At 62.6% G+C, this 24,931-nt stretch carries 22 protein-coding genes; 13 read left to right on the forward strand and 9 right to left on the reverse strand.

Going from position 1 to position 24,931, the window contains the following annotated elements; all coding sequences use genetic code 11:
- Positions 1–40: 40 nt before the first annotated feature.
- Positions 41–2,548, reverse strand: a complete 2,508-nt coding sequence (locus ACW4TB_RS16125; protein WP_196997778.1) for an ABC transporter permease — start codon at positions 2,546–2,548, stop codon at positions 41–43.
- On the reverse strand, positions 2,548–3,231 hold the full coding sequence (locus ACW4TB_RS16130; protein WP_012313661.1) for an ABC transporter ATP-binding protein: 684 nt from the start codon (positions 3,229–3,231) through the stop codon (positions 2,548–2,550). Before ACW4TB_RS16130 ends, ACW4TB_RS16125 begins: the two co-directional genes overlap by 1 nt.
- A gap of 10 nt (positions 3,232–3,241) precedes the next feature.
- Here ACW4TB_RS16130 and ACW4TB_RS16135 point away from each other — a divergent pair, with 10 nt between their 5' ends.
- The 3 genes from ACW4TB_RS16135 to ACW4TB_RS16145 all read left to right on the forward strand — a co-directional run bounded on the left by ACW4TB_RS16135 (position 3,242) and on the right by ACW4TB_RS16145 (position 5,296).
- Positions 3,242–3,847 carry an arylesterase gene (locus ACW4TB_RS16135; RefSeq protein ID WP_012313662.1) on the forward strand — a complete coding sequence of 202 codons (606 nt, stop codon included), beginning with the start codon at positions 3,242–3,244 and terminating at the stop codon, positions 3,845–3,847.
- Positions 3,848–3,905: 58 nt separating this feature from the next.
- A complete protein-coding gene (locus tag ACW4TB_RS16140; RefSeq protein ID WP_012313663.1) occupies positions 3,906–4,187 on the forward strand; it encodes a hypothetical protein in 282 nt (93 codons plus the stop codon).
- Between the two features lie 131 nt (positions 4,188–4,318).
- Positions 4,319–5,296 (forward strand): L,D-transpeptidase family protein, encoded by a 978-nt coding sequence (locus ACW4TB_RS16145; protein WP_279933605.1) that lies wholly within the window; start codon positions 4,319–4,321, stop codon positions 5,294–5,296.
- A gap of 140 nt (positions 5,297–5,436) precedes the next feature.
- Here ACW4TB_RS16145 and ACW4TB_RS16150 read toward each other — a convergent pair whose 3' ends face one another.
- Positions 5,437–5,688 carry an Lpp/OprI family alanine-zipper lipoprotein gene (locus tag ACW4TB_RS16150; RefSeq protein WP_003250288.1) on the reverse strand — a complete coding sequence of 84 codons (252 nt, stop codon included), beginning with the start codon at positions 5,686–5,688 and terminating at the stop codon, positions 5,437–5,439.
- Positions 5,689–6,203: 515 nt separating this feature from the next.
- On the opposite strand from ACW4TB_RS16150, the gene ACW4TB_RS16155 reads away from it, so the two are divergent.
- The gene (locus ACW4TB_RS16155) at positions 6,204–6,485 is read left to right on the forward strand and encodes a GNAT family N-acetyltransferase (RefSeq protein ID WP_046787320.1); all 282 of its coding nucleotides are present in this window, start codon (positions 6,204–6,206) and stop codon (positions 6,483–6,485) included.
- A 62-nt stretch (positions 6,486–6,547) separates the two neighbouring features.
- Here the strand turns inward: ACW4TB_RS16155 and ACW4TB_RS16160 are convergent, their stop codons facing one another.
- Complete coding sequence (locus ACW4TB_RS16160; protein ID WP_046787319.1) at positions 6,548–7,624, reverse strand: 3-deoxy-7-phosphoheptulonate synthase; 1,077 nt, start codon at positions 7,622–7,624, stop codon at positions 6,548–6,550.
- 233 nt (positions 7,625–7,857) lie between these two features.
- On the opposite strand from ACW4TB_RS16160, the gene ACW4TB_RS16165 reads away from it, so the two are divergent.
- The 3 genes from ACW4TB_RS16165 to cysB all read left to right on the forward strand — a co-directional run bounded on the left by ACW4TB_RS16165 (position 7,858) and on the right by cysB (position 10,511).
- Complete coding sequence (locus tag ACW4TB_RS16165; protein WP_279933601.1) at positions 7,858–8,805, forward strand: putative 2-dehydropantoate 2-reductase; 948 nt, start codon at positions 7,858–7,860, stop codon at positions 8,803–8,805.
- Between the two features lie 104 nt (positions 8,806–8,909).
- Complete coding sequence (locus ACW4TB_RS16170) at positions 8,910–9,407, forward strand: universal stress protein (RefSeq protein ID WP_012313668.1); 498 nt, start codon at positions 8,910–8,912, stop codon at positions 9,405–9,407.
- Positions 9,408–9,536: 129 nt separating this feature from the next.
- The gene (cysB, locus tag ACW4TB_RS16175; protein WP_012313669.1) at positions 9,537–10,511 is read left to right on the forward strand and encodes an HTH-type transcriptional regulator CysB; all 975 of its coding nucleotides are present in this window, start codon (positions 9,537–9,539) and stop codon (positions 10,509–10,511) included.
- A 101-nt stretch (positions 10,512–10,612) separates the two neighbouring features.
- On the opposite strand, the gene ACW4TB_RS16180 is transcribed toward cysB, so the two are convergent.
- The 5 genes from ACW4TB_RS16180 to rloA all read right to left on the reverse strand — a co-directional run bounded on the left by ACW4TB_RS16180 (position 10,613) and on the right by rloA (position 16,042).
- Entirely contained in the window at positions 10,613–11,347 is a 735-nt protein-coding gene (locus ACW4TB_RS16180; protein ID WP_279933598.1) for a phosphoadenylyl-sulfate reductase, read from the reverse strand.
- A 119-nt stretch (positions 11,348–11,466) separates the two neighbouring features.
- Entirely contained in the window at positions 11,467–12,810 is a 1,344-nt protein-coding gene (gene pabB, locus ACW4TB_RS16185) for an aminodeoxychorismate synthase component I (protein WP_279933596.1), read from the reverse strand.
- A 171-nt stretch (positions 12,811–12,981) separates the two neighbouring features.
- Positions 12,982–13,965: an alpha-L-glutamate ligase-like protein gene (locus ACW4TB_RS16190; RefSeq protein WP_254467451.1), complete on the reverse strand. Its 984-nt coding sequence runs from the start codon at positions 13,963–13,965 to the stop codon at positions 12,982–12,984.
- Positions 13,965–15,500 carry an osmotic stress tolerance membrane protein RloB gene (rloB, locus tag ACW4TB_RS16195; RefSeq protein WP_012313673.1) on the reverse strand — a complete coding sequence of 512 codons (1,536 nt, stop codon included), beginning with the start codon at positions 15,498–15,500 and terminating at the stop codon, positions 13,965–13,967. Before rloB ends, ACW4TB_RS16190 begins: the two co-directional genes overlap by 1 nt.
- Positions 15,501–15,505: 5 nt before the next feature.
- Positions 15,506–16,042 carry a retropepsin-like aspartic peptidase RloA gene (gene rloA / locus ACW4TB_RS16200; protein ID WP_012313674.1) on the reverse strand — a complete coding sequence of 179 codons (537 nt, stop codon included), beginning with the start codon at positions 16,040–16,042 and terminating at the stop codon, positions 15,506–15,508.
- Between the two features lie 294 nt (positions 16,043–16,336).
- On the opposite strand from rloA, the gene ACW4TB_RS16205 reads away from it, so the two are divergent.
- The 6 genes from ACW4TB_RS16205 to prpD all read left to right on the forward strand — a co-directional run bounded on the left by ACW4TB_RS16205 (position 16,337) and on the right by prpD (position 24,918).
- Positions 16,337–17,041, forward strand: a complete 705-nt coding sequence (locus ACW4TB_RS16205) for a GntR family transcriptional regulator (RefSeq protein WP_455828418.1) — start codon at positions 16,337–16,339, stop codon at positions 17,039–17,041.
- A gap of 8 nt (positions 17,042–17,049) precedes the next feature.
- A complete protein-coding gene (gene prpB, locus ACW4TB_RS16210) occupies positions 17,050–17,940 on the forward strand; it encodes a methylisocitrate lyase (RefSeq protein WP_012313676.1) in 891 nt (296 codons plus the stop codon).
- A gap of 154 nt (positions 17,941–18,094) precedes the next feature.
- A complete protein-coding gene (gene prpC, locus ACW4TB_RS16215) occupies positions 18,095–19,222 on the forward strand; it encodes a bifunctional 2-methylcitrate synthase/citrate synthase (protein ID WP_254467452.1) in 1,128 nt (375 codons plus the stop codon).
- Positions 19,223–19,376: 154 nt separating this feature from the next.
- Positions 19,377–21,965 carry a Fe/S-dependent 2-methylisocitrate dehydratase AcnD gene (gene acnD, locus ACW4TB_RS16220; protein ID WP_279933591.1) on the forward strand — a complete coding sequence of 863 codons (2,589 nt, stop codon included), beginning with the start codon at positions 19,377–19,379 and terminating at the stop codon, positions 21,963–21,965.
- Between the two features lie 139 nt (positions 21,966–22,104).
- Positions 22,105–23,295 carry a 2-methylaconitate cis-trans isomerase PrpF gene (gene prpF, locus ACW4TB_RS16225; RefSeq protein ID WP_279928413.1) on the forward strand — a complete coding sequence of 397 codons (1,191 nt, stop codon included), beginning with the start codon at positions 22,105–22,107 and terminating at the stop codon, positions 23,293–23,295.
- A 138-nt stretch (positions 23,296–23,433) separates the two neighbouring features.
- Complete coding sequence (prpD, locus tag ACW4TB_RS16230) at positions 23,434–24,918, forward strand: 2-methylcitrate dehydratase (protein WP_254467455.1); 1,485 nt, start codon at positions 23,434–23,436, stop codon at positions 24,916–24,918.
- Positions 24,919–24,931: the final 13 nt, after the last annotated feature.

Here is a 24,931-nt window from a genome sequence, read left to right on the forward strand (position 1 = left end):
GAGGCGTATTGGCCATGCTTGCAGCTTGCAGCTTGCAAGGCTACCCCTCCCGAAGCACCGCCAACGGGCTGGCATTAAGCGCCCGCCGAGTCCCCAGCACACCAGCCCCGCCTACCAGTAGTGCGCCCGCCAGCGGCAGTATCAGCAGCCACGGATGCGGGCCCCACTGCAGGTCGAACGCATAGCGGTAAAGCACCAGGGTAATCAACTCACAGCCTAGCGCTGCCAGGGCGCCACTGGCCGCACCCAGCAGCCCGAACTCGATACGCCGCGCTTTCACCAGCAACGGTCGAGCAGCGCCAAGCGCGCGCAGCAATGCGCCTTGGCGAATGCGTTCATCCAGCGTTGCCTGCAAGCCTGCGAACAGCACGGCCAGCCCCGCCGCCAGGACGAACAGCAATACATATTCCACCGCCAGGGTAACCTGGGCGAGGATGCTGCGCAGCTGCTCCAGCAAGGCATCGACTTGCAGGATGGTCACTGCCGGGAACGCCCGCGACAGGGCCACCACATCCAGGTCATGACCCGGCGCGAGGTAGAAGCTGGTCAGGTAGGTGGTCGGCAGCCCCTGCAGGGTGCCGGGCTGGAAGATCATGTAGAAGTTCGGCTGGAAGCTGTCCCAGTGCACGCTGCGCAGGCTGCTGACCCGTGCCTGGCGTTGTTCGCCGCCAATGTCGAAGGTCAGTAGGTCGCCCAGTTGCACCTTCAGGCTGGCGGCAAGTTCCGCTTCGACCGAAACGCCGGGGATTTCATCGCCAGCCGGTAGCGCCCGCCACCAGTTGCCGGCGGTCAAGGCATTGCCTGCGGGCAGGTCGGCGGCCCAGGTCAAGCTGAGGTCGCGCTGAACGGCGCGCTCGCCGGCGGAATCCTTGCTGACGATCTGTTGCACGGGTTGCTCGTTGATCTGGATCAGCCGGCCAGGCGTCACCGGGTACAGCGGTGCGGAGGCTGCGTTCACCTCGTGCAGGCGCTGGGCAAAAGGCTCACGGTCGTCGGGCAGGATGTTCAGGGCGAAATGGTTGGGTGCGTCCTTGGGCAGTTGTGCCTGCCAGGTGTCGAGCAGCTCGGCGCGCAGCAAGGCGACCAGGGCCATGGCCAGCAGGATCAGGCCAAACGCCAGTGCCTGGCCCGCGGCAGCCATGGGGTGGCGCAGCAACTGGCCCAAGCCCAGGCGCCAGGGCAGCGGGGCGCCCGCCAGCAGTTGCCGCAGGCTGCGCAGCCCAAGCAGCAGCAGGCCGCCCAGTGCCAGCGCGGCAAGCAACCCGCCGCCAAGCAGAGCGAAGGTCAGCAGCAGGTCGAGGCTCAGGCGCCACATGATCAGGCCCAGCGCGAACAGGGCGGCGCCGTAGACCAGCCAGCTGCTGGGTGGCACGGGCAGCAGGTCGCGGCGCAGTACACGCAGTGGCGGCACCTTGCCCAGGGCGGCGAGCGGGGGCAGGGCGAAACCGGCCAGTGCGACCAGCCCGGTGGCGATGCCGGCCAATGCCGGGAGGATGCCGCCAGGCGGCACCACGCTCGGCAGCAGACCGTGCAACAGGCGGAACAGGCCCAGTTGCGCCAGCCAGCCGAGCAGGGCACCGACCAGCGCGGCCAGCAGGCCGAGCATGGCCAGTTGCAGGCAGTACAGGCCCAGCGCCTGGTGGCGGGACAACCCCAGGCAGCGCAACAGTGCACTGGCGTCCAGGCGCCGCGCTGCATAGCGGCTGGCCGAGAGTGCCACGGCGACGCCTGCCAGCAGCACCGCTACCAGGCTGGCCATGTTCAGGTAGCGTTCGGCCTTGCCCAGGGCGCCCCCGATCTGCCGGTTGCCATCGCGGGTGTCGAGCAGGCGCTGGTTCGCCGCCAGGTTCTTCTCCAGCCCCTGACGGTACTGCGCCAGGGCCTGCGCATCGCCGCGCCACAGCTCACGGTAGCTGACCCGGCTGCCGGGCTGAATGACCCCTGTGGCCTCCAGGTCGGCAAGGTTCATCATCACCCGCGGGGTGAGGCTATAAAAGTTGTTGGCACGGTCCGGTTCGTAGGTCAGAACGCGGCTCATGCGCAGGGTCTTCATGCCGACATCGATGCTGTCGCCGATGCTCAGGCCAAGGGCAGCCAGCAGGCGCGGTTCGACCCAGACCTCGCCCGGCGGCGGGCCGCCACCGGGGGTTTCCATGGCATACGGCGCCGGTGCACTGCGTACCTGGCCACGCAGGGGGTAGGCGCCATCGGCGGCCTTGATGCTCGACAGCTGAATGCCGGCATCACCACCGACCACGCTGGTGAACTCCACGACCCGTGCGTGGCGCAGCCCCAGGGCGGTGCCGGCATCGACCTGCTCTTGACGCGCCGGCGCACTGCCTTGCAATACCAGGTCGGCGCCGAGGAACTCGCTGGCGCGCAACTGCATGGCGCCATTGAGGCGGGCACCGAAATAACCGATGGCGGTGCTGGCGGCAACGGCCACCAGCAGGGCGAAGAACAGCACGCGCACTTCGCTGGCGCGGATGTCGCGCAACAACTGGCGCAGCGCCAGGCCGCACAGGCGGGAAAGCGGCATATGTTTCATCAGGCCTCCACCGGCGCCACCAGGCGGCCTGCTTCCAGTCGTATCAGGCGCCTGCAGCGGCTGGCCAGACGCTCGTCATGAGTAACCAGAACCAGGGTGGTGCCGCGCTCCTTGTTCAGGTCGAACAGCAGGTCGCTGATGCGCTCGCCTGTATGGCTGTCGAGGTTGCCGGTAGGTTCGTCAGCGAACAGCACCGCCGGTTGGGCAGCGAAGGCGCGGGCGATCGCCACCCGCTGCTGCTCGCCACCGGACAGCTGGCGTGGCGTGTGGGTCAGGCGCTTGCCCAGACCGACCCGTTCAAGCAAGGTGCGGGCTTGTTCGCGAGCATCGCGACGGCCGTCCAGTTCCAGTGGCAACATGACGTTTTCCAGTGCATTGAGGCTGTCGAGCAGCTGGAACGACTGGAACACAAAGCCGACATGTTCGGCGCGAACCCTGGCGCGTTGGTCTTCGTCCAGTGGGCCCAGGTCGTGTCCGGCGAGTATCACCTTGCCGGCGCTGGGGCGGTCCAGGCCGGCCAGCAGCCCGAGCAGGGTAGATTTGCCCGAGCCCGAGGCGCCGACGATGGCCAGGCTGTCGCCCTGGGCGAGGTCCAGGGACAGTGCGTGCAGAATGGTCAGGTCACCTTCCGCACTGGGGACCACTTTGCTAAGGTTCTGCGCAACGAGAATGCTGGGGCCCATGGAGAATCCAATGCGAGTGTGGTGGTTGAGTGCCGGTCTGGCCCTGTATTGCCTGGCCCAGAGCGCAGCGGCGGGAACCTTGCTGGTTGTTGGCGATAGTATCAGCGCCGGTTTTGGCCTGGATACCCGCCAGGGGTGGGTCTCTTTGTTGCAGACCCGGCTCAGGGACGAAGGTTTCGATGATCAGGTGGTCAACGCTTCGATCAGCGGCGACACCAGTGCAGGGGGCCAGGCGCGGCTGCCTGCGCTGCTTGCAGCGCACAAGCCCAGCCTAGTGGTGCTGGAATTGGGCGGCAACGACGGGCTGCGCGGACAGCCTCCAGAGCAATTGCAACAAAATCTTGCCTCGATGATCGAGCGCTCACGCGAGTCCGGGGCCAAGGTCGTGCTGCTGGGCATGCGTCTGCCGCCCAATTATGGGGTGCGCTACACCACGGCGTTCGCCAAGGTTTATGAGCAGCTGGCAGCGGAGAAACAGGTGGCACTGGTGCCGTTTTTCCTCGAGGGCGTAGGGGGAGTGCCGGAGATGATGCAGGCCGATGGCATCCATCCGGCGCAGGGTGCCCAGCAGCGGTTGCTGGAAAATGCCTGGCCAGCGATAAAACCCTTGCTCTGACGCTTTAAACGGGGCCGGCTTTCGGCTAATGTTGCGCCCCCCGTTTCGAGAGCCCCCGATGCCGCGCCCTGCCTGGTCCTTGTATGCCTACCAACTGATCGAGCCCGATGAGCAACTCGATCTGTTCGCCTGCCAGGAAATCCGCGTCCACCTTGTTGCCCGACAGCTCGAGCTGGGTGTGCCGGTCGACCGTACCCTTTGTGGCGGGTTGCTGCCTGCACAACCACGCTGGTCCGGCGTGCCGCGCTCCATCTATCGTGACGGCCGCCTGTGCGACCTCTGTCGGGCGATTCTCGAAGCCCAGCGGCGCGGCATGCGTCCGGTATGGCCGCAGCTTTGATGCGGCCCTTGGCCTGAAACTCAGAGCGCCTTTCATCATCTGAAACGCATGGAAACCACCAGTGTCTCCCGCTTGGCTCGGTGCGGGTGTACAATCGATTCTCTTGACCCACCTTTCGAAGGATTTACCGGATGTTGCCGCGCTTTCCCGCCGTCACCCGCTGCCTGACCCTGGCCGGCCTGCTGGTAGCAGGCCCCGCCGTTGCACTGGAGTTGCCGCTGCCGCCTCCGGGTGAAGACGTCGTTGGCCAGGTGCAGGTGATCAAGGCCAAGTACGAGGACACCTTTGCCGACATCGGTACAGCCAACGACCTCGGCTACCTGGAGATGATCGCCGCCAACCCGGGTGTGGACCCGTGGCTGCCGGGCGCCGGTACCGAGATCATCCTGCCGACCCGTTACGTGCTTCCGCCGGGGCCCCGCGAGGGCGTTGTCATCAACCTTGCGGAATACCGGATGTACTACTTCCCGAAAGGGCAGAGTGTGGTGTACACCTTCCCGCTGGGAATCGGTCGTGAAGGCTGGGGTTCCCCCATCGCCAACACCAAGATCATTGCCAAGACCCCAAACCCGACCTGGACGCCACCGGCCTCGATCCGTGCCGAACATGCCGCCGACGGTGACATCCTGCCAACCGTGGTTCCGGCCGGGCCAGACAACCCGCTGGGGCCGTACAAATTCACCCTGGGTGTGCCGGGGTACCTGATCCACGGTTCTAACAAGAAGTTCGGCATTGGTATGCGTACCAGCCATGGTTGCTTCCGCATGTTCAACAACAATGTGCTGGAGCTGTCGAAGATGGTCCCGGTCGGTACGCCGGTGCGTATCATCAACGAGCCTTACAAGTTCGGAATCAGTGGTGGCAAGGTATACCTCGAGGCGCACACGCCGCTTGATGACAACGGCGACCCGTCGGTAGTCGACAAGCACACTGCGGTCATCAACGCGCTGCTCAAGCGCGAAGACCTGGCCAGCAATGTGCGTATGAACTGGGACATGGTCCGCGACGTGGTCGCTGCAGAGGATGGCATGCCGGTAGAGATTGCCGTGCCAGTCGACAACCAGGGTGCAGCCCCCATGGTGTCGAGCATTCCACCAGAACTGCAGTAAGCCCTCGAGCGATACGACTGAAGCCTGCCCGGGTTAAACGCCTGGCGCAGGCTTTTTCATTTGTGTCGGCTACTTTTGTTGCGGCAATAAAAAAGCCGACCCCGCAAGTGGGTCAGCTTCTTAACAATCCGTGAGGACTATTACTTGCGGCTGGCTTTGTCCAGCATACGCAGAGCGCGCTCGTTGGCTTCGTCAGCGGTCTGCTGAGCCTTCTGAGCGGCTGCCATTGCATCGTCAGCCTTACGGTAGGCTTCGTCAGCACGGGCCTGAGCGCGAGCTGCTGCGTCTTCAGTCGCAGTCAGACGAGCTTCGGTTTCTTTGGATACGCTGCTGCAACCGGTAGCCAGAACTGCGGCCAGAGCCAGAGCAGAGAATTTCAGAACGTTGTTCATCGTGTTCCCCTTCAAGGACTTTCTATTAAATAGCCATCTCTCAGGAAAGAGAAACTGGCCGGCGTACATAGTACCCATTACTTGTAGTAAGTAAACTGACTCAGCGCAAGAACGGTAAAAAAAATGTTGCCCAAGGGTGCTTGACAAGATTCTCAGGATTTTTGTGAGCACGCTGTGCAGGCGGCGCAAGCGATTGTTGTGTGGGAACTTTTTGTTGAACTAACGGTGACTTTAAGGGTCCGTGTACGTCTAAAGCCCAATAGTGTCCGGCTGATGTTGCAGGCCAGTTCGTACAGGGATTCGAGCTCATCGGCGTGACTTTTAACCGATGCCACCTTGAGCAATCCGGGGTGTCGCGCCTACTATTTGATGGCCCGGTCCGGCAGAACCATTGCGATCGGCCTGCGGTCCAAGGGGCAAGAGGTGGCATAGGCGCTGCACGCATTGGTTCCTCTGCCGGATAATCACCATCGATTAAGGTAAAGGTCTGCCCAAAAGGCCTGCGAGGAGTAGTGATGAGTGAAGCGCTGACCATCCACCATGACCAGGCCGGTCATCAGTTCGAGACCAACGTGGACGGTCATCGTGCCTACCTGACGTACATGGATCTGGGCAAGCAGACGCTGGATATCTATCGCACTTTCGTCCCCAACGCCCTGCGCGGCCGCGGCATCGCTGCAGCGCTGACCGAAAGGGCCTTGGAGTACGCGGACCAGATGGGCTACACGGTGATTCCTTCCTGCTCGTACGTCGAACGCTACATGGAGCGCAAGCAGCGTCATTCGAGTAAAGCCTGAACCTGCTGACTGCACATGCGAAAACGCCGGGCTAAGCCCGGCGTTTCATTTTGTGGCCAAGTTCAGCCGCGCTTGCGCTTGGGCAGTACATCCTTGAGCTTGGCGTGCATGCTGCGCAGGGTGTTCTCTGTGGCAGACCAGTCGATGCAGGCGTCGGTGACCGATACGCCGTACTGCAGATCTTCCAGGTTCTTCGGGATCGACTGGGCGCCCCAGTTCAGGTGGCTTTCGACCATCAAGCCAATGATCGACTGGTTGCCTTCGAGGATCTGGTTGGCGACGTTCTCCATGACCAGTGGCTGCAAGGCCGGGTCCTTGTTGGAGTTGGCGTGGCTGCAGTCGACCATGATGTTGGCCTTGATCTTCGCCTTGGCCAGGTCCTGTTCGCACAGGGCAACGCTGACCGAATCGTAGTTCGGCTTGCCGTTGCCGCCACGTAGCACTACGTGGCCGTAGGGGTTGCCCTTGGTAGTGACGATGGATACGCCGCCTTCCTGGTTGATGCCCAGGAAACGGTGCGGCTTGGATACCGACTGAAGGGCGTTGATGGCCACGGTCAGGCCGCCATCGGTGCCGTTCTTGAAGCCGACCGCCGAGGACAGGCCCGAGGCCATTTCACGGTGGGTCTGGGATTCGGTGGTGCGCGCGCCAATGGCCGACCAGCTGATCAGGTCTTGCAGGTACTGCGGCGAGATCGGGTCGAGCGCTTCAGTGGCGGTTGGCAGGCCCATTTCGGCCAGATCCAGCAGCAGTTGGCGGCCGATGTGCAGGCCGTCCTGGATCTTGAAAGAGTCATCCAGATAAGGGTCGTTGATCAGGCCTTTCCAGCCGACCGTGGTGCGCGGCTTCTCGAAGTAAACACGCATTACCAGATACAGCGTGTCGGAAACCTCCTCAGCCAGCACTTTGAGGCGCTCAGCGTATTCGTGAGCGGCCTTGATGTCGTGGATCGAGCACGGGCCGACCACTACGAACAGGCGATGGTCTTTTCCGTCGAGGATATTGCGCACCACTTCGCGGCCGGCAGTAACGGTCTGCAAGGCTTTGGCGCTGAGAGGGATTTCCTTCTTGAGCTGATCGGGAGTGATCAAGGTCTCGTTGGAGGCAACGTTTAGGTCGTCGATCGGTAAATCAGCCATCGTGTTACTCGTCAGGTCACGGTGCCGGCCGCCAGCAATCCCCGTGCGGCCCAGCAGCAAGAATGTTCGCAGCGGGGAGCCGAACCTTAGCGCGTTACAGGGGGCGCGACAATGGGCTGCAACGCGCCTGTGCAGGGTTTTTCCCTGCTGCAACAGGCTTGTACTGCTATTTGGGTGCGCAAAATGCCTCAATCGGTGTAGAAAAGCACACCGACATTCATCAGAAGATCAGCATGGACCCTCGCAAACCACGCATTGGCATTATTGGCAGTGGTGCCATTGGCGGTTTTTATGGCCTGATGCTGGCGCGGGCCGGGTTTGACGTGCATTTCCTGTTGCGCAGCGAATTTGCGGAGGTTCGCGAGCATGGCCTGCGGCTGGAAAGCGCTGTGCACGGCGACTTGCGCATGCAGGTGCAGGCTTATTCCAGCGCTGCTGACATGCCGCTGTGCGATTGGTTGCTGGTAGGTGCAAAGGCCACCAGCAATGGCGAAATGGCGCCGCTGATCACCCAGGCGTCGGCACCTGATGCCAAGGTGGTTCTGCTGCAGAACGGGCTGGGTGTCGAGGAGCAGCTGCGGCCAGCGTTGCCCGGCAATCTGCACTTGCTCGGTGGCTTATGCTTTATCTGTGTCAACCGCGTATGCCCTGGTGTGGTACGCCATCAGGCGCTGGGTGCGGTCAACCTGGGCTATCACAGCGGGCCCGCCAGCGACGGGGGGGTGAGCATCGTAGAGGAGGGCGCCGGGCTGTTCCGCGCCGCGGGTATCGACTCCCAGGCCATGGGTGACCTCGGCCAGGCTCGCTGGCAGAAGCTGGTGTGGAATGTCCCCTACAACGGCCTTTCGGTGTTGCTTGGTGCCAGTACCTCGCCGCTGATGGCCGATGCCGACAGTCGTGAGCTTGTTCGGGCGTTGATGGCTGAGGTGGTTCAGGCGGCGGCCGCCTGTGGTCACGAGCTGCCTGCCGGTTATGCCGAGCACTTGTTCCGGGTCACCGAGCAGATGCCCGACTACTGGCCGAGCATGTACCACGATCACGTCCAGCAGCGACCGCTGGAACTTCAGGCTATCTATGCCGAGCCTCTGGCCCGGGCGCGCGCTGCGGGGTGCAGCCTGCCGCGCATGCAGATGCTCTACCAGGCACTGGCCTTCGTCGATCGCGCCAATCGCGCCGGCTGAAACCTCTACAGCCCGCATTGGCAGTGCGCCGGGCGGCCGAGCGAGTGTCCGGCGCGCTGCTAAGCTGAAGCTTGCTCTGCCGCCACGGCAGTCGAGGAGGTCGAATGATCCGCTCCATGCTGTACGCCACCGACCTCGGTGTCTACGCCCCTTTTGTCATGCAGCATGCCTTGGCCCTGGCCCGCACGTTCGGCGCGGAACTGTATGTGATTCATGCCGTAGAACCCATGGGGCAGTTCGCCGAATCCCTCCTGCAAAGCTACCTCGATGAGCAGACGCTCGATGCGTTGCATAGCGAGGGCGTCAATACGGTGATGGCCAACATCGAGCAGCGTGTGCTGGAGAACTTTCGCGAGGAGCTGGGCGAGGACGCGGACCTGGCGGTGATCAAGGCGGTCCGGGTGCGCCAGGGTGATCCGGCGCAGGTCATCCTGGAGCAGGCGCAACGTTTGAGCGTGGACTTGCTGATTTTCGGCAGCCACAGCGCCGGTGCCGGGGTAGATGTGCCGATTGGTCGAACGGCTGTGCGCTTGCTGCAGTTGTCTGCGGTGCCGGTGTACATGGTGCCACTTTCGCAGCATCTCGGCCGTAGGAAAACGTGAAGCTGATGGTAGGCAGTTTCGGAGCGGCATGTAACAAAATAGTTCTAGTTTTATTTCGAGAACCACTAATATAGTTATATCCCGTCGCTGCCTGCTGCCGCTGACTTACCGCTGATTCGAGGGAAACCTATGAAGCTTCAACAACTGCGCTACATCTGGGAAGTGGCGCACCACGACCTCAACGTCTCCGCGACGGCGCAGAGTCTGTACACCTCTCAGCCGGGGATCAGCAAACAAATCCGCCTGCTCGAGGATGAGCTGGGTGTTGAAGTCTTTGCCCGCAGCGGCAAGCATCTGACCCGTGTCACTCCGGCAGGTGAGCGCATCATCAACACCGCTGGCGAAATCCTGCGCAAGGTCGAAAGTATCAAGCAGATCGCCCAGGAATTCTCCAACGAGAAGAAGGGTACGCTGTCCATCGCTACCACCCATACCCAGGCTCGCTATGCGCTGCCGCCGGTCATCAGCAGTTTCATCAAGCAGTACCCGGAAGTCGCCCTGCATATGCATCAGGGCTCACCCATGCAGATTGCCGAGATGGCTGCGGACGGTACCGTCGACTTCGCCATTGCCACCGAGGCGCTGGAGCTGTTTGGCGACCTGATCATGATGCCGTGCTACAAGTGGAACCGCTGCGTGGTGGTGCCGCAGGGTCATCCGCTGACCAAATTGCCCAAGCTGACGCTGGAAGCTGTAGCTGAATACCCGATCGTCACCTATGTATTCGGTTTCACTGGCCGCTCCAAGCTGGATGAGGCCTTCAATCACCGCGGGCTGACACCGAAGGTAGTGTTCACTGCTGCTGACGCCGACGTGATCAAGACTTACGTGCGCCTGGGCCTGGGCGTGGGCATCGTGGCCAAGATGGCGGTGGACAGCAAGCTGGACAGTGACTTGGTAGCGCTTGATGCCAGTGAGCTGTTCGAGGCCAGCATCACCAAGATCGGCTTCCGCCGCGGCACCTTCCTGCGCGGTTTCATGTGCGATTTCATTGAGAAATTTGCGCCGCACCTGACGCGTGAAGTGATGGCCAAGGCGATCCAGTGCCACAACAAGCAGGAGCTCGAAGAGCTGTTTGCCGGTGTCGAGTTGCCTGTGCACTGAAAAGGCAGCTTCAAGCTGCAAGCTTCAAGAAAGAGCAGTCCGTGTGGGCTGCTCTTTCTTCTTGGGGTTTGCAGCTTATAGCTTGAGGCTTGCAGCTGCCTTCAGGCCTTGCTGATGAGGTTGCCGGCGTGCAGCCCGCATTCCTTTTGGGTCGACTCTTCCCACCACCAGCGGCCTTCACGTTCGTGCTGGTTTGGTAGTACCGGGCGGGTGCAAGGCTCGCAACCAATGCTGATGAAGCCGCGCTCGTGCAGGCTGTTGTACGGTAGCTCGAGCATCCGGATGTAGCCCCAGACTTCCGCACTGGTCATCTGCGCCAGCGGGTTGAATTTGTACAGGGTGCGTTCCGCTGTGGAGAACGCGCTGTCGATTTCCAGCGCTGCCACCTGGCTGCGGGTGCCTGGGCTCTGGTCGCGGCGCTGGCCGGTGGCCCAGGCGCTGACGGTGGCGAGCTTGCGCCGCAGTGGCTCGATCTTGCGGATGCCACAGCACTCGCCATGGCCGTCCTTGTAGAAACTGAACAGCCCCTTTTTCTGCACGAACGGGTCGAGTTTGGCGCGGTCCGGGCTGAGGATCTCGATCGGGAGGCTGTATTGCTCGCGGACCTGGTCGATGAACCGGTAGGTCTCAGGGTGCAGGCGGCCCGTGTCGAGGCTGAACACCTTGACCTGCTTGTTCAGTTTCCAGGCCATGTCGACCAGCACCACGTCCTCGGCACCGCTGAAAGAGATCCACAGGTCGTCGCCGAAGTGATCGAAGGCGAGCTTGAGGATTTCCTGCGGGGATTTGCTGGCGTAGGTCGCGGCCAGGGCGGCGACGTCGAAGGGTTGGCTCATCAGGCGGTTTCCATCTTGGCTATGGCGCTGTGCGCTCGTAATGAGGTGATGGTAACAAAAAATGGCAGGCTAGACGCTGTGCCTGCACCGGCCTTGGGCCGGGGCAGGCATGCGCTGAGTCACAGGCTTTGCAACGTCTCCATCAATACCCGCACCTTGGCGATCGATTCTTCGTATTCCGATTGCCAGTTGGAGTCCGCCACCACCGCGCCGCCGCCCCAGCAGCTGACCTGCCCATCCTTGACCAGCAGGCTGCGAATGGCGATGGAGCTGTCCATTTCCCCGCGCACATCCACGTACAGCAAGGACCCGCAATACAGCGCGCGGCGGCTGGGCTCCAGTTCGTCGATGATCTGCATGGCGCGAATCTTGGGGGCACCGGTGATCGAGCCGCCTGGGAAGCTGTCGCCGATCAGGTCCAGCGCGTCCTTGTCGGTGGCCAGTTGCCCGGTGATGCTGCTGACCAGGTGGTGCACGTTGGGGTAGCTTTCCAGGCTGAACAGCTCGGGCACCTTCACCGAACCGATCTGGCACGTTCGGCCCAGGTCGTTACGCAGCAGGTCGACGATCATCAGGTTTTCCGAGCGGTCCTTGGGGCTGTGACGCAGCTCCTCGGCATTGCGGGCGTCTTCTGCCGGGTCGGCCGAGCGCGGGCGGGTGCCCTTGATCGGCCGGGTCTCCACTTGCCCCTGGCTGACGCGGACGAAGCGTTCAGGCGAGAAGCTCAGTAGTGCGCTGCCGTCGGCCAGTTGCTGGTAACCCGAGAACGGTGTCGGGCAGGCCTTGCGCAGTGCCTGGTAGGCGTGCCAGGGGTCGCCCTGGCAAGGAGCGCGGAAGCGTTGTGTCAGGTTGATCTGGTAGCAATCACCGGCCTGGATGTAGCGCTGTACCTGATCGAATGCTGCCTCGTATTGCCCTGGTTGCAAATCTCCCGTCATGGCGGCAAGCAGGCGGAAATCGCCGCTTGCAGCGTTATCGGGATCTGCAAACAAGGCGATGAGGCGCTCACGCTCGTCATCAGCCAGCTGGGGATGGAATACCAGTTGGCTGCTGCCATGCTGGTGGTCGGTCACCAGCGCCCAGCCATACAACCCAAGCTGGGCGTCGGGCAGGCCGAGGTCATCCGTGGCGATGCAGGGCAGGTGCTCCAGGCGTCGGCCGAAGTCGTAGCTGAGATAGCCGATCAGGCCGCCGGCAAATGGTAGCTCGACACCATCGGGCAACTGCGCAGGGCCCAATTGTTTCAGGCTGGTGCGCAGCCGTTGCAGGAAGGCCCGGCCATCTTCGTCGGGTAGTACCTGCAAGTGTTGCAGAGGCCAGGCGCTGAGCAGGTCGAAGCGGCCGCGCTCGGCGCCTGGGCGGGCGCTGTCGAGCAGGATCGCCCCGGGCGCCTGGCGCAGGCGGCCGAAGTACGCGGCGGGGTCGGGCTGGTAGGGCAGGGGGTGGAGCGTACAGGTCGGCATCAGTGTGGACGGCGATGTAAAAGCGAGGAGGGCGATTGTAGACCTGTGCAGGAAATGCGCCTAGCGCCAGTGTGATTTTCAAACAGTGTGTTGAAGCCATCGCCGGCAAGCCGGCCCACAGGGGCTGCGCAGTCCATCCTGTGGGCCGGCTTGCCGGCGATGGGGGCAGAGCTATCCGTGCGGATGCACGTGCCCGAACAGGCTTTGCGCCACCCGGACACGCTGTTCGGCATCTTCGGTCACACCGTCTTTGGTCAGCGCCTCGATGTGCGCCTCGATGGCATGAGTGCGTTGGGTCAGCCCGGTGTCGTTGGCGATCTGGATGTTCAGGCCAGGGCGGGCATTGAGTTCGAGAATCAATGGCCCCTTGTCTTGGTCCAGCACCATGTCCACACCGATGTAGCCCAGGCCGCACAGCTCATAGCAGCCGGCTGCCAGCTTCATGAAGCCGTCCCAGTTCGGCAGCTGTACGCCATCCACCGCATTGGTGGTGTCCGGATGCTTGCTGATGATGTTGTTCAGCCAGGTACCGCGCAGGGTCACTCCGGTGGCCAGGTCAACGCCTACACCGATGGCGCCCTGGTGCAGGTTGGCCTTGCCGCCGGACTGGCGGGTTGGCAGTCGCAACATGGCCATCACCGGGTAGCCCATCAGCACGATGATGCGGATGTCAGGCACGCCTTCGTAGCTGATGCTCTTGAAGATCTGGTCGGGAGTTACCCGGTACTCGATCAGCGCGCGGTCGCGATGCCCACCGAGCGAGTACAGGCCGGTAAGGATGCTGGAGACCTGATGCTCGATCTCTTCATGGCTGATTATCTTGCCGGAAACCGTGCGGTAGCGGTCCTCGAAGCGGTCGGCAATCACCAGAATGCCGTCACCGCCGGCCCCCTGGGCCGGCTTGATGACGAAGTCGTTGCGCCCGCCGATGATCTCGTGAAGCTTGTCGATCTGTTTCTCGGTCTCGATGATGCCGTACATTTCAGGCACGTGAATGCCCGCTGCCAGCGCACGCTCCTTGGTGATGATCTTGTCGTCGACGATCGGGTACAGGCTGCGCTTGTTGTACTTGAGCACATAGTCCGCATTGCGGCGGTTGATACCCATGATGCCCCGGGCCTCCAGGGCTTTCCACGTCTTGATAAGGCCAAACATCAGGCGTCAGCCTTCTTCAGAAATGCCTTGAAACGCACCAGCTCGGTCAGGCGGTAACCGCGGTAGCGACCCATTGCCAGCATGAAGCCCACCAGGATCAGCAGTACCGCCGGGAAGGTGAAGACGAAGTACACCAGCTCCGGCACCATCATCAGCAGGTGGGCAAGCGACGCTGCGAACAGGGTGCCGATCGCCACTTTCATGGCATGGCCACCGCCACGCTCTTCCCAGGTGATCGACAGGCGCTCGATGGTCATGGTCAGGATCACCATCGGGAACAGCGCCACCGACAGGCCGCGCTCCAGCCCCAGCTTGTGGCTGAACAAGCTGATGGCGGCAATCAATACCACGACGAAGGTCAGTACCACCGAGAGGCGCGGCAGCATCTGCAGCTTGAGGTGCTCAAGGTAGGAGCGCAGCGACAAGCCCAATGCCGTGATGACGGTGAACAGCACGATGCCGAAGCCCAGCTGGGTCTCGCGGAACGCCAGGGCGATCAGTACCGGTGTGAACGTGCCCAGGGTCTGGATGCCGATCAGGTTGCGCAGGACCAGGATCACCAGCACGCCGATCGGGATCATCACCATGATCATGAAGGTCTGCTGGGTCTGCAGCGGCAGGCCGTACAGCGAGTACTCGAGGAAGTCGGCGTCGGTGTTCTCGTCGGTCAGCTTGGCCAGGCGAATGGCGTTCATCTCGCTGTTGTTCATGCTGAAAGTGACGTTGGCCTTCTTGCCACCATCGACGGTGACCAGGTTGTCGTCACCGGTCCACCACAGCAGGCGGTCGCTGGGCAGGCCCTGCTCACCGGTGTCCGGGTTGAAGTACAGCCAGTCGCTGCCGTTGAAGCTGCGCAGCCAGAGCTCGGGGGACTGCGGCGTATCGGCCACCAGGCGGATGGTGTGGACCTTCTCCATCGGCACATGCGCTATCGACAGCAGCAGGTCGATGACCTGGGCCTTCTTCATGGGCGAGGTATCGCCGGCCAGCAGCAGCTTGACGTTGTCGTCGTTGAGGTTGTTGACCCGCTTGATGGTTTCGCTGACGAAGGTCTCGACGTCGGCAGAGTGCTGGCGGATCGGCGCCATCAGGGCTTCAGCGGCGATCTTCTCGGGGCCTTCTACCGCCAGGCTGTCACGGAAGGTCGGGCCTTTGATGGCGGCCTTTTCGCTGCTGTAGCGCTTGGTCAGCACCAGGCGGTAGTAGAGGGTCTGGTTGCCGCTGGCGCGGCGGGCCGACCAGGTTACCTTGCGGTTGCCATCGGCGCGGTTGACGCTGACCCCGTAGTTGTTGGAGATGAAGCTCTCGTTGAGGCTGACATAGTCGCGGTTCAGCGGCGGTACAAACATTTGTACCTTGACCGGGTCCTTACTGCTGGCGACGAACTCGACCTTTGCGTCGATGTTCCAAAGGTCGTCGGTTTCGTCTTCGGTCACCGGTATGCCGAGGAAGAAGATCTGATAAGCCGTGACCGCCACGCCCAGCAGCACCAGTACGGTGATCAGGACTTTCAGATGTAGGGTAAGAGAGCGCATCGGGATTACTCTGCTTTGGGAGCGTCGGTGGCACAGGCAGGTTTGCCGGCCGCGTATTTAAGGCTTGGGTCGACCAGCGCGTCGAAGTGCTTGAGCGCCTCGGAACCGATCAGCAGCGGAAACTGGAATGCGCTGCGGTCGGTGAGGTTGACTTCGATGGTGCGCAGAGCCTGGCCCATGCAGATTTCGAGTTCGATGACCGGGCGGGCGGTATAGGCCTTGCCTGATTCGGCATCATAGTCGCCTGCGCGGCGCTTGATCTTGCTGACCCGCGCCAACGGGCGTTCGATGGGGTGCGAATGGGCTGCGTCAATGGCCAGGTAGAAACGCACCCAGCTCTCGCCATTGCGCTTGAAGCGCTTGATGTCGCGGGCGCTCAGGGATGCGGTTTTGGCGCCGGTGTCGAGCTTGGCGGCCACTTCCAGGTCGAGGTCGCCAAGGCGAGCGTATTCGTTAAGACCGTACACGGTCTTGCCCGCCGCCTGGCCAAGGGCCGGCAGCAGGGTGAGGCATGACAGCAATAAAACGGGTGTAAGTCTCATAGTCCTGGCGCGGTGCTGTGCAAGGTTCGGGGCAAGGCGACTGGCAGGTACTGCGCAAGCTTCCTCGGTTCATCTGTCAACAACATGAATGGATGACAGAAACGCTATCCATACTCCGTTGGAGGCGCGGCATTCTATCACGCCGATGCCTTGGCGCCAGCGCGTCGCGATCTGACAACGCCATCACTCACTAAGTTCGCGCTTAGACGATTGTCGACAATGTTCATTTTATCTTTGACTGGATGAGCTTGTTTCGCTAGTTTCTTCTCAAGAGCTTATCAAGGTGTCAACAATATGCTGGACCTCATTACCCCCAGCCCCTCAGCGTCGGATGAAACGGAAACCTTGTCCGAGAATGTCTTCCGGCGCATTCAGGCCGCGATCGTTAAGGGGGAAATAGCCCCAGGCAGCAAAATCTCCGAGCCGGAGCTTGCGCGCACCTACGGCATCAGCCGGGGTCCGCTGCGTGAGGCCATCCATCGCCTGGAGGGTCAGCGCCTGCTGGTGCGGGTGCCCCATGTAGGCGCGCGCGTGGTGTCGCTCAGCCATGCTGAACTGATCGAGCTGTATGAAATCCGTGAGTCGCTGGAAGGCATGGCGTGCCGACTGGCCGCCGAGCGGATGAGCCAGGTTGATATCGACGAGCTGCGTCGGGTGCTGGACACCCACGAGCGCGACGCAGCGTTCCAGGCGGGGGTGGGCTACTACCAACAGGAAGGCGATTACGACTTCCATTACCGGATCATCCAGGGCAGCGGCAACCAGACCCTGGTCAAGATGCTCTGCGGCGAGCTGTACCAGCTGGTGCGCATGTACCGCATCCAGTTTTCCGCCACGCCCAACCGTCCGCGCCAGGCCTTTGCCGAACACCACCGCATTCTCGATGCCATCACCGATCGTGACGGCGAGCTTGCCGAACTCCTGATGCGCCGCCACATCGGCGCGTCCAAACGCAACATCGAGCGTCACTACCTGGACGCCAACAACAATAGCCTTTGAGGTGAGAAATGACTGTGAAGAGCACCCCTGGTCAGCGTTTTCGCGATGCCGTTGCCGCCGAACATCCCCTGCAGGTGGTCGGCGCCATCAACGCCAACCATGCGCTGCTGGCCAAGCGCGCCGGCTTCAAGGCCATCTACCTGTCCGGTGGTGGTGTCGCCGCCGGTTCGCTGGGCTTGCCGGACCTGGGCATCACCGGTCTTGATGACGTGCTGACCGATGTGCGGCGCATCACTGACGTCTGCGATCTGCCCTTGCTGGTAGATGTCGACACCGGCTTCGGGGCCTCGGCATTCAACGTTGCGCGCACTGTGCGTTCGATGAGCAAGTTCGGTGCTGCCGCCATCCATATCGAAGACCAGGTAGGCGCCAAGCGCTGCGGCCACCGTCCGAACAAGGAGATCGTCTCCCAGCAGGAGATGGTCGACCGCATCAAGGCTGCGGTCGATGCGCGTACCGATGACAGCTTCGTGATCATGGCGCGTACCGATGCCCTGGCCGTGGAAGGCCTGAACGCAGCGCTGGATCGCGCCGCCGCCTGCATCGAGGCCGGCGCTGACATGATTTTCCCTGAAGCCATCACCGAGCTGCAGATGTACAAGACCTTCGCCGACCGGGTGAAGGCGCCGATCCTGGCCAACATTACCGAATTCGGTGCGACGCCGCTGTTCACCACCCAAGAGCTGGCTGGTGTGGACGTGTCGTTGGTGCTGTACCCGCTGTCGGCGTTCCGTGCCATGAACAAGGCGGCCGAGAATGTCTACACCGCGCTGCGTCGCGACGGCACGCAGAAGAATGTGATCGACACCATGCAGACCCGCATGGAGCTCTACGATGCCATCGGCTACCACGCCTTCGAGCAGAGCCTCGATGCGCTGTTTGCGCAGAAAAAAGGTTGAGCCAATGCTGGCCTCATCGCCGGCAAGCCGGCTACCACAGGTACAGCGCCAAGGTTGAGCCTGTGGGAGCCGGCTTGCCGGCGATAGGGCCGGTACAGGCACCCTGAATTAGCCAGAACGATATCCATAACAAATTCAAAAAAGGAGAAACACCATGGCCGAAGCAAAAGTACTCAGTGGCGCGGGCCTGCGTGGCCAGGTGGCCGGCCAGACTGCGCTGTCGACCGTCGGCCAGGCCGGTGCCGGCCTGACTTACCGGGGCTATGATGTGCGCGACCTGGCGGCAGGCGCCGAATTTGAAGAAGTGGCGTACCTGCTGCTGTACGGCGAGTTGCCCAGCAAGGCAGAACTTGCCGATTACAAACACAGGCTCAAGGGCCTGCGCGACCTGCCGCAGGCGCTGAAGGAAGTGCTCGAGCGCATTCCGCGCGATGCGCACCCGATGGACGTCATGCGCACCGGCTGCTCGGTGCTGGGTACGCTGGAACCAGAGTTGACCTTCGACGCGCAGCACGACAAGACCGATCGCCTGCTGGCGCTGTTCCCGGCGGTGATGTGCTATTGGTACCGCTTCACCCACCATGGCGTACGTATCGACTGCACCAGCGACGAAGACACCCTGGGCGGCCATTTCCTGCACCTGCTGCACGGCAAGAAGCCGAGCGAGTTACATGTCAAGGTAATGAACGTTTCGCTGATCCTGTATGCAGAGCACGAGTTCAACGCATCGACCTTCACCGCCCGAGTCTGCGCCTCGACGCTGTCGGACCTGTACTCCTGCATCACAGCGGCCATCGGCTCGCTGCGCGGCCCACTGCACGGCGGCGCCAACGAGGCGGCGATGGAGCTGATCGAGCGCTTCCAGAGCCCGCAGGAAGCCACCGCAGAATTGCTGCGCATGCTCGAGCGCAAGGACAAGATCATGGGCTTCGGTCATGCCATCTATAAAGAGTCCGACCCGCGCAACGAGGTGATCAAGGGTTGGTCGAAGCAGCTGGCCGACGCAGTCGGTGACAAGGTGCTGTTCCCGGTTTCCGAAGCCATAGACAAGACCATGTGGGAGCAGAAGCGTCTGTTCCCCAACGCCGATTTCTACCATGCCTCGGCGTATCACTTCATGGGTATCCCGACCAAGCTGTTCACCCCGATCTTTGTCTGCTCGCGCCTGACCGGCTGGGCAGCGCACGTGTTCGAACAGCGCGCCAACAACCGCATCATCCGCCCCAGCGCCGAGTATGTCGGCGTCGAGCAGCGCCAGTTCGTGCCGATCGAGCAGCGCTGAAACAGCAGGCGCTGTAGCGAACTTGTGGGAGCCGGCTTGCCGGCGATGAAGGCGCCGCCTGATCCGGCCAGATCGCTGGCAAGCCGGCTCCCGTAGTGATTGAAGCGTCTGTGCGTTTATCCACGACCGTACCGTGACCGAGCCCGATAATTCTATGAACACTGCATACCGCAAAGCCCTGCCAGGCACTGACCTGGACTATTTCGACGCCCGTGCTGCGGTCGAGGCCATCAAGCCCGGTGCCTACGACAGCCTGCCTTACACCTCGCGCGTGCTCGCCGAAAACCTGGTGCGCCGCTGCGACCCTGCAACCCTGAGCGCCTCGCTCGGCCAGCTGATCGAACGCAAGCGTGATCTTGACTTCCCGTGGTTCCCGGCCCGCGTGGTGTGCCACGACATCCTCGGCCAGACCGCGCTGGTCGACCTCGCCGGCCTGCGTGACGCCATCGCCGAAAAAGGCGGCGACCCGGCGGCGGTCAACCCTGTCGTGCCGGTGCAACTGATCGTCGATCACTCGCTGGCCGTCGAGTGCGGTGGCTTCGACCCGCAGGCCTTTGACAAGAACCGCGCCATCGAAGACCGTCGCAACGAAGACCGCTTCCATTTCATCAACTGGACCAAGAAGGCGTTCAAGAACGTCGATGTGATCCAGCCCGGTAACGGCATCATGCACCAGATCAATCTGGAGAAAATGTCGCCGGTGATTCACAGCGATCGCGGTGTTGCCTACCCGGACACCTGCGTGGGCACCGACAGCCATACTCCACATGTCGACGCCCTGGGCGTGATCGCCATCGGCGTCGGCGGCCTCGAAGCTGAAAATGTCATGCTGGGCCGCGCCTCCTGGATGCGCCTGCCGGAAATTGTCGGCGTGGAGCTCAGCGGCAAGCTGGCGCCCAACATCACCGCCACCGACCTGGTGCTGGCCTTGACCGAGTTCCTGCGCAAGCAGAAGGTGGTTGGCGCCTACCTTGAGTTCTACGGCGAAGGTGCACGCGCCCTGACCCTCGGCGACCGTGCGACCATCTCCAACATGGCACCGGAATACGGTGCAACCGCTGCAATGTTCGCCATCGACCAGCAAACCATCGACTACCTGAAACTGACCGGCCGTGAAGATCAGCAGGTTAAACTGGTGGAGACCTACGCCAAGGCCACGGGTTTGTGGGCTGACGCGTTGGTGAAGGCCGAATACGAACGCGTGCTGAACTTCGACCTGTCGAGCGTGGTGCGCAACATGGCCGGGCCGTCCAACCCGCATGCCCGTGTTGCCACCAGTGAGCTGGCAGCCAAGGGCATCGCTGGTGCCTGGGACGAGATACCGGGGCAGATGCCTGACGGCGCAGTGATCATCGCTGCGATTACCAGTTGCACCAACACCAGCAACCCGCGCAACGTGATCGCAGCTGGCCTGCTGGCACGCAATGCCAACAAGCTCGGCCTGGCGCGCAAGCCGTGGGTCAAGTCGTCGCTCGCGCCCGGCTCCAAGGCCGTGCAGCTGTACCTGGAGGAAGCGGGGCTGGAGAAGGAGCTGGAGCAGCTGGGCTTCGGTATCGTCGCTTTCGCCTGCACCACCTGCAACGGCATGTCCGGTGCTTTGGACCCGGTGATTCAGCAGGAAATCATCGACCGTGACCTCTACGCGACGGCGGTGCTCTCGGGCAACCGCAACTTCGATGGGCGCATCCACCCGTACGCCAAGCAGGCATTCCTCGCTTCGCCGCCGCTGGTGGTGGCCTATGCCATTGCCGGCACTATCCGCTTCGACATCGAGAAGGATGTACTGGGCGTAGTCGATGGTCAGGAGATCCGCCTCAAGGACATCTGGCCAAGCGACGAAGAGATCGACGCGGTGGTGCGCGCGGCGGTCAAACCGGAGCAGTTCCGCAAGGTCTACATCCCGATGTTCGCTATCGAGGAAGACCGTGGGCCGAAAGTGGCGCCGCTTTACGAGTGGCGTCCGATGAGTACCTATATCCGCCGCCCGCCCTACTGGGAAGGCGCCCTGGCCGGTGAGCGCACGTTGCGCGGCATGCGTCCGTTGGCGGTGCTGCCGGACAACATCACCACCGACCACCTGTCACCTTCCAATGCCATCCTGCTCGACAGCGCGGCGGGTGAATACCTGGCCAAGATGGGCTTGCCGGAGGAGGACTTCAACTCCTACGCCACGCACCGCGGCGACCACCTGACGGCACAGCGTGCCACCTTCGCCAACCCTAAGCTGTTCAACGAGATGGTGCGCAAACCCGATGGCAGCGTGCAGCAGGGTTCGCTGGCGCGCCTGGAGCCGGAGGGCAAGGTGACCCGGATGTGGGAAGCCATCGAAACCTACATGCAGCGCAAGCAGCCGCTGATCATCGTTGCCGGTGCCGACTATGGGCAAGGCTCGTCCCGCGACTGGGCGGCCAAGGGCGTGCGGCTGGCGGGCGTCGAGGCGATCGTGGCCGAAGGCTTCGAGCGCATTCACCGCACCAACCTGGTGGGCATGGGCGTCCTGCCGCTGGAATTCCTGCCGGGGACCGACCGCAAGACCCTGGGCCTGGATGGCAGCGAGACCTATGACGTGGCAGGTGAGCGCAAGCCGCGTGCAACCCTGACGCTGGTGGTTACGCGCCGCAATGGCGAACGGGTCGAGGTGCCGGTGACCTGCCGGCTCGATACCGCCGAAGAGGTGTCGATCTACGAGGCGGGCGGGGTACTGCAGCGCTTCGCCCAGGATTTCCTCGAAGCCACCGCCTGAGCTTGAAAAGCGGGGCCGCGTTGCGGCCCTTTCGCGACGCAAGGCCGCTCCTACCGGAGCTGTAGGAGCGGCCTTGCGTCGCGAAAGGGCTGCAGAGCAGCCCCAGGGTATTTCGCCGGACTATCAGGACAGCACAACCATGGCACACGCACCACAAATCAAGATCCCCGCCACCTACATCCGCGGCGGCACCAGCAAAGGCGTGTTCTTCCGCCTGCAAGACCTCCCTGAACCAGCTCAAGCCCCAGGGCCGGCCCGTGACGCACTGCTACTGCGGGTCATCGGCAGCCCTGACCCCTATGCCAAGCAGATCGACGGCATGGGTGGCGCCACTTCAAGCACCAGCAAAACCGTGATCCTGTCGCAAAGCACCAGGTCCGACCACGACGTCGACTACCTGTTCGGCCAGGTAGCCATCGACAAGGCCTTCGTCGACTGGAGCGGCAACTGCGGCAACCTGTCTGCTGCTGTCGGCTCGTTCGCCATCAGCAGTGGCTTGGTCGAGCCGTCGCGCTTCCCGCGCAATGGCGTTGCCACCGTGCGTATCTGGCAGGCCAATATAGGCAAGACCATCATCGCTCATGTGCCGATCACCGAGGGCCAAGTGCAGGAAACCGGCGACTTCGAGCTCGACGGTGTGACGTTCCCGGCGGCAGAGGTGCAACTGGAATTCCTTGATCCGGCGGCCGATGAGGGTGAAGGCGGCGGTGCGATGTTCCCTACCGGTAACCTGGTGGATGACCTGGAAGTGCCCGGTGTCGGTACCTTCAAAGCCACCTTGATCAACGCCGGTATCCCGACCATTTTCGTCAATGCCTCCGATATCGGTTATGCCGGTACCGAGCTGCAGGATGCGATCAACGGCGATGCGCAAGCGCTGACGCGTTTCGAGGCGATCCGTGCCCATGGCGCCGTGCGCATGGGGCTGATCGAACATGTCGACCAGGCGGCCGGGCGTCAGCACACGCCGAAGGTGGCTTTCGTTGCGCCGCCAAACACCTACACTGCGTCCAGTGGCAAGGCTGTCGAGGCGGCTGACATCGACCTGCTGGTGCGTGCACTTTCCATGGGCAAGTTGCACCACGCGATGATGGGTACTGCTGCGGTGGCCATCGGTACCGCTGCTGCCATTCCAGGTACGCTGGTCAACCTCGCTGCTGGCGGGGGCGAGCGCAGTGCCGTGCGCTTCGGCCATCCCTCCGGCACCTTGCGGGTCGGGGCTCAGGCCAGCCAGGTGGATGGCGAGTGGACGGTCACCAAGGCAATCATGAGTCGTAGTGCCCGGGTGTTGATGGAAGGCTGGGTAAGGGTGCCCGGCGACAGCTTCTGACGCACCATTGGCGCTTGGCTTTGAATCAGCAAGGCTGCTGCGCGGCCCATCGCCGGCAAGCCGGTGCCTGCAGTGGCCTTGTGGGCGCCGGCTTGCCGGCGATGGGCTGCGTAGCGGCCCCAATCAAAGGAGCTGCAAATGAGCGCCAACGTAGACCTGAACGAGCGCCCTGACTATGACGTGGTGCTGCAAACCCTTGCCGATTACGTTCTCACCTACCGCGTCGAGTCCCCCGAGGCGTTGGACACCGCGCGCAATTGCCTGATGGACACCTTGGGCTGCGGCCTGCTGGCCCTGCGCTTTCCAGAGTGCACCAAGCACCTCGGCCCGCTGGTGGAGGGCACAGTGGTACCCAACGGCGCCCGGGTGCCCGGCACCAGTTACCGGCTCGATCCGGTCAAGGCCGCCTGGGATATCGGCTGCACCGTGCGTTGGCTGGATTACAACGACACCTGGCTTGCCGCAGAGTGGGCCCACCCTTCCGATAACCTAGGGGGGATCCTTGCGGTAGCTGATCACTTGTCGCAAAAACGGGTGGCCAAGGGTGAAGGCCCGCTGTTCATGCGCGAAGTGCTCGAGGCCATGGTCATGGCCCATGAGATCCAGGGTGTGCTGGCGCTGGAAAACGCCTTCAATCGCGTCGGCCTGGACCACGTGCTGCTGGTCAAGGTGGCCTCCACAGCCGTGTGCGCCAAGTTGATGGGTGCCAATCGTGAACAACTGCTCTCGGCCTTGTCCCACGCCTTTGTCGATGGCCAGGCGCTGCGCACCTACCGTCATGCACCCAACGCCGGCTCACGCAAGTCGTGGGCTGCCGGTGATGCTTCCAGCCGGGGCGTACGCCTGGCCGATATCGCGCTGCGTGGCGAGATGGGTGTGCCCGGGGTGCTGACCGCGCCGCAGTGGGGCTTTTATGATGTGTCGTTCAGCCATACCAACAAGGACCTGGCGCTCAAGCCTTCTGCCCAGCAGGCGCTGCGCATACCGCAGGCGTTGACCAGCTACGTGATGGAGAACGTGTTGTTCAAGGTCAGTTTCCCGGCCGAGTTCCACGCCCAGACCGCCTGCGAAGCCGCTGTGAGCCTGCACCCGCAAGTGCGCAACCGTCTGCACGAAGTCGACCGTATCGTCATCACGACCCAGGAATCAGCCATTCGCATCATTTCCAAGGTCGGCCCGCTGGCCAATGCTGCTGACCGCGACCACTGCCTGCAGTACATGGTGGCGGTGCCGCTTATATTCGGCCATCTGGTGGCCGAGCATTACGAAGATGCCTTCCACGCCGCCCACCCGAGCATCGACCGTCTGCGCGAAAAGATGGAGGTGGTCGAGGACCCTCGTTTCAGCCGCGAATACCTGGAGCCGGACAAGCGCTCGATCGCCAATGGCTTGCAGGTGTTCTTCAAGGATGGCAGCAGTACCGAACAGGTGGTGGTGGAATACCCGGTCGGGCACCGGCGCCGGCGCGGGGAGGGCATCCCCTTGCTGGAGGCCAAGTTCAGGGACAACCTGGCGACGCGGTTTGCGCCCCAGCGTTGCCTGGAGATTTTCGAGCTGTGCGAGGATCAACAGCGGCTGGAGGGTACGGCGGTACACCGGTTTGTGGATTTGTTCGTGACCTGAGGCGAGCAAGAGC

Source organism: Lelliottia jeotgali (assembly GCF_977070485.1).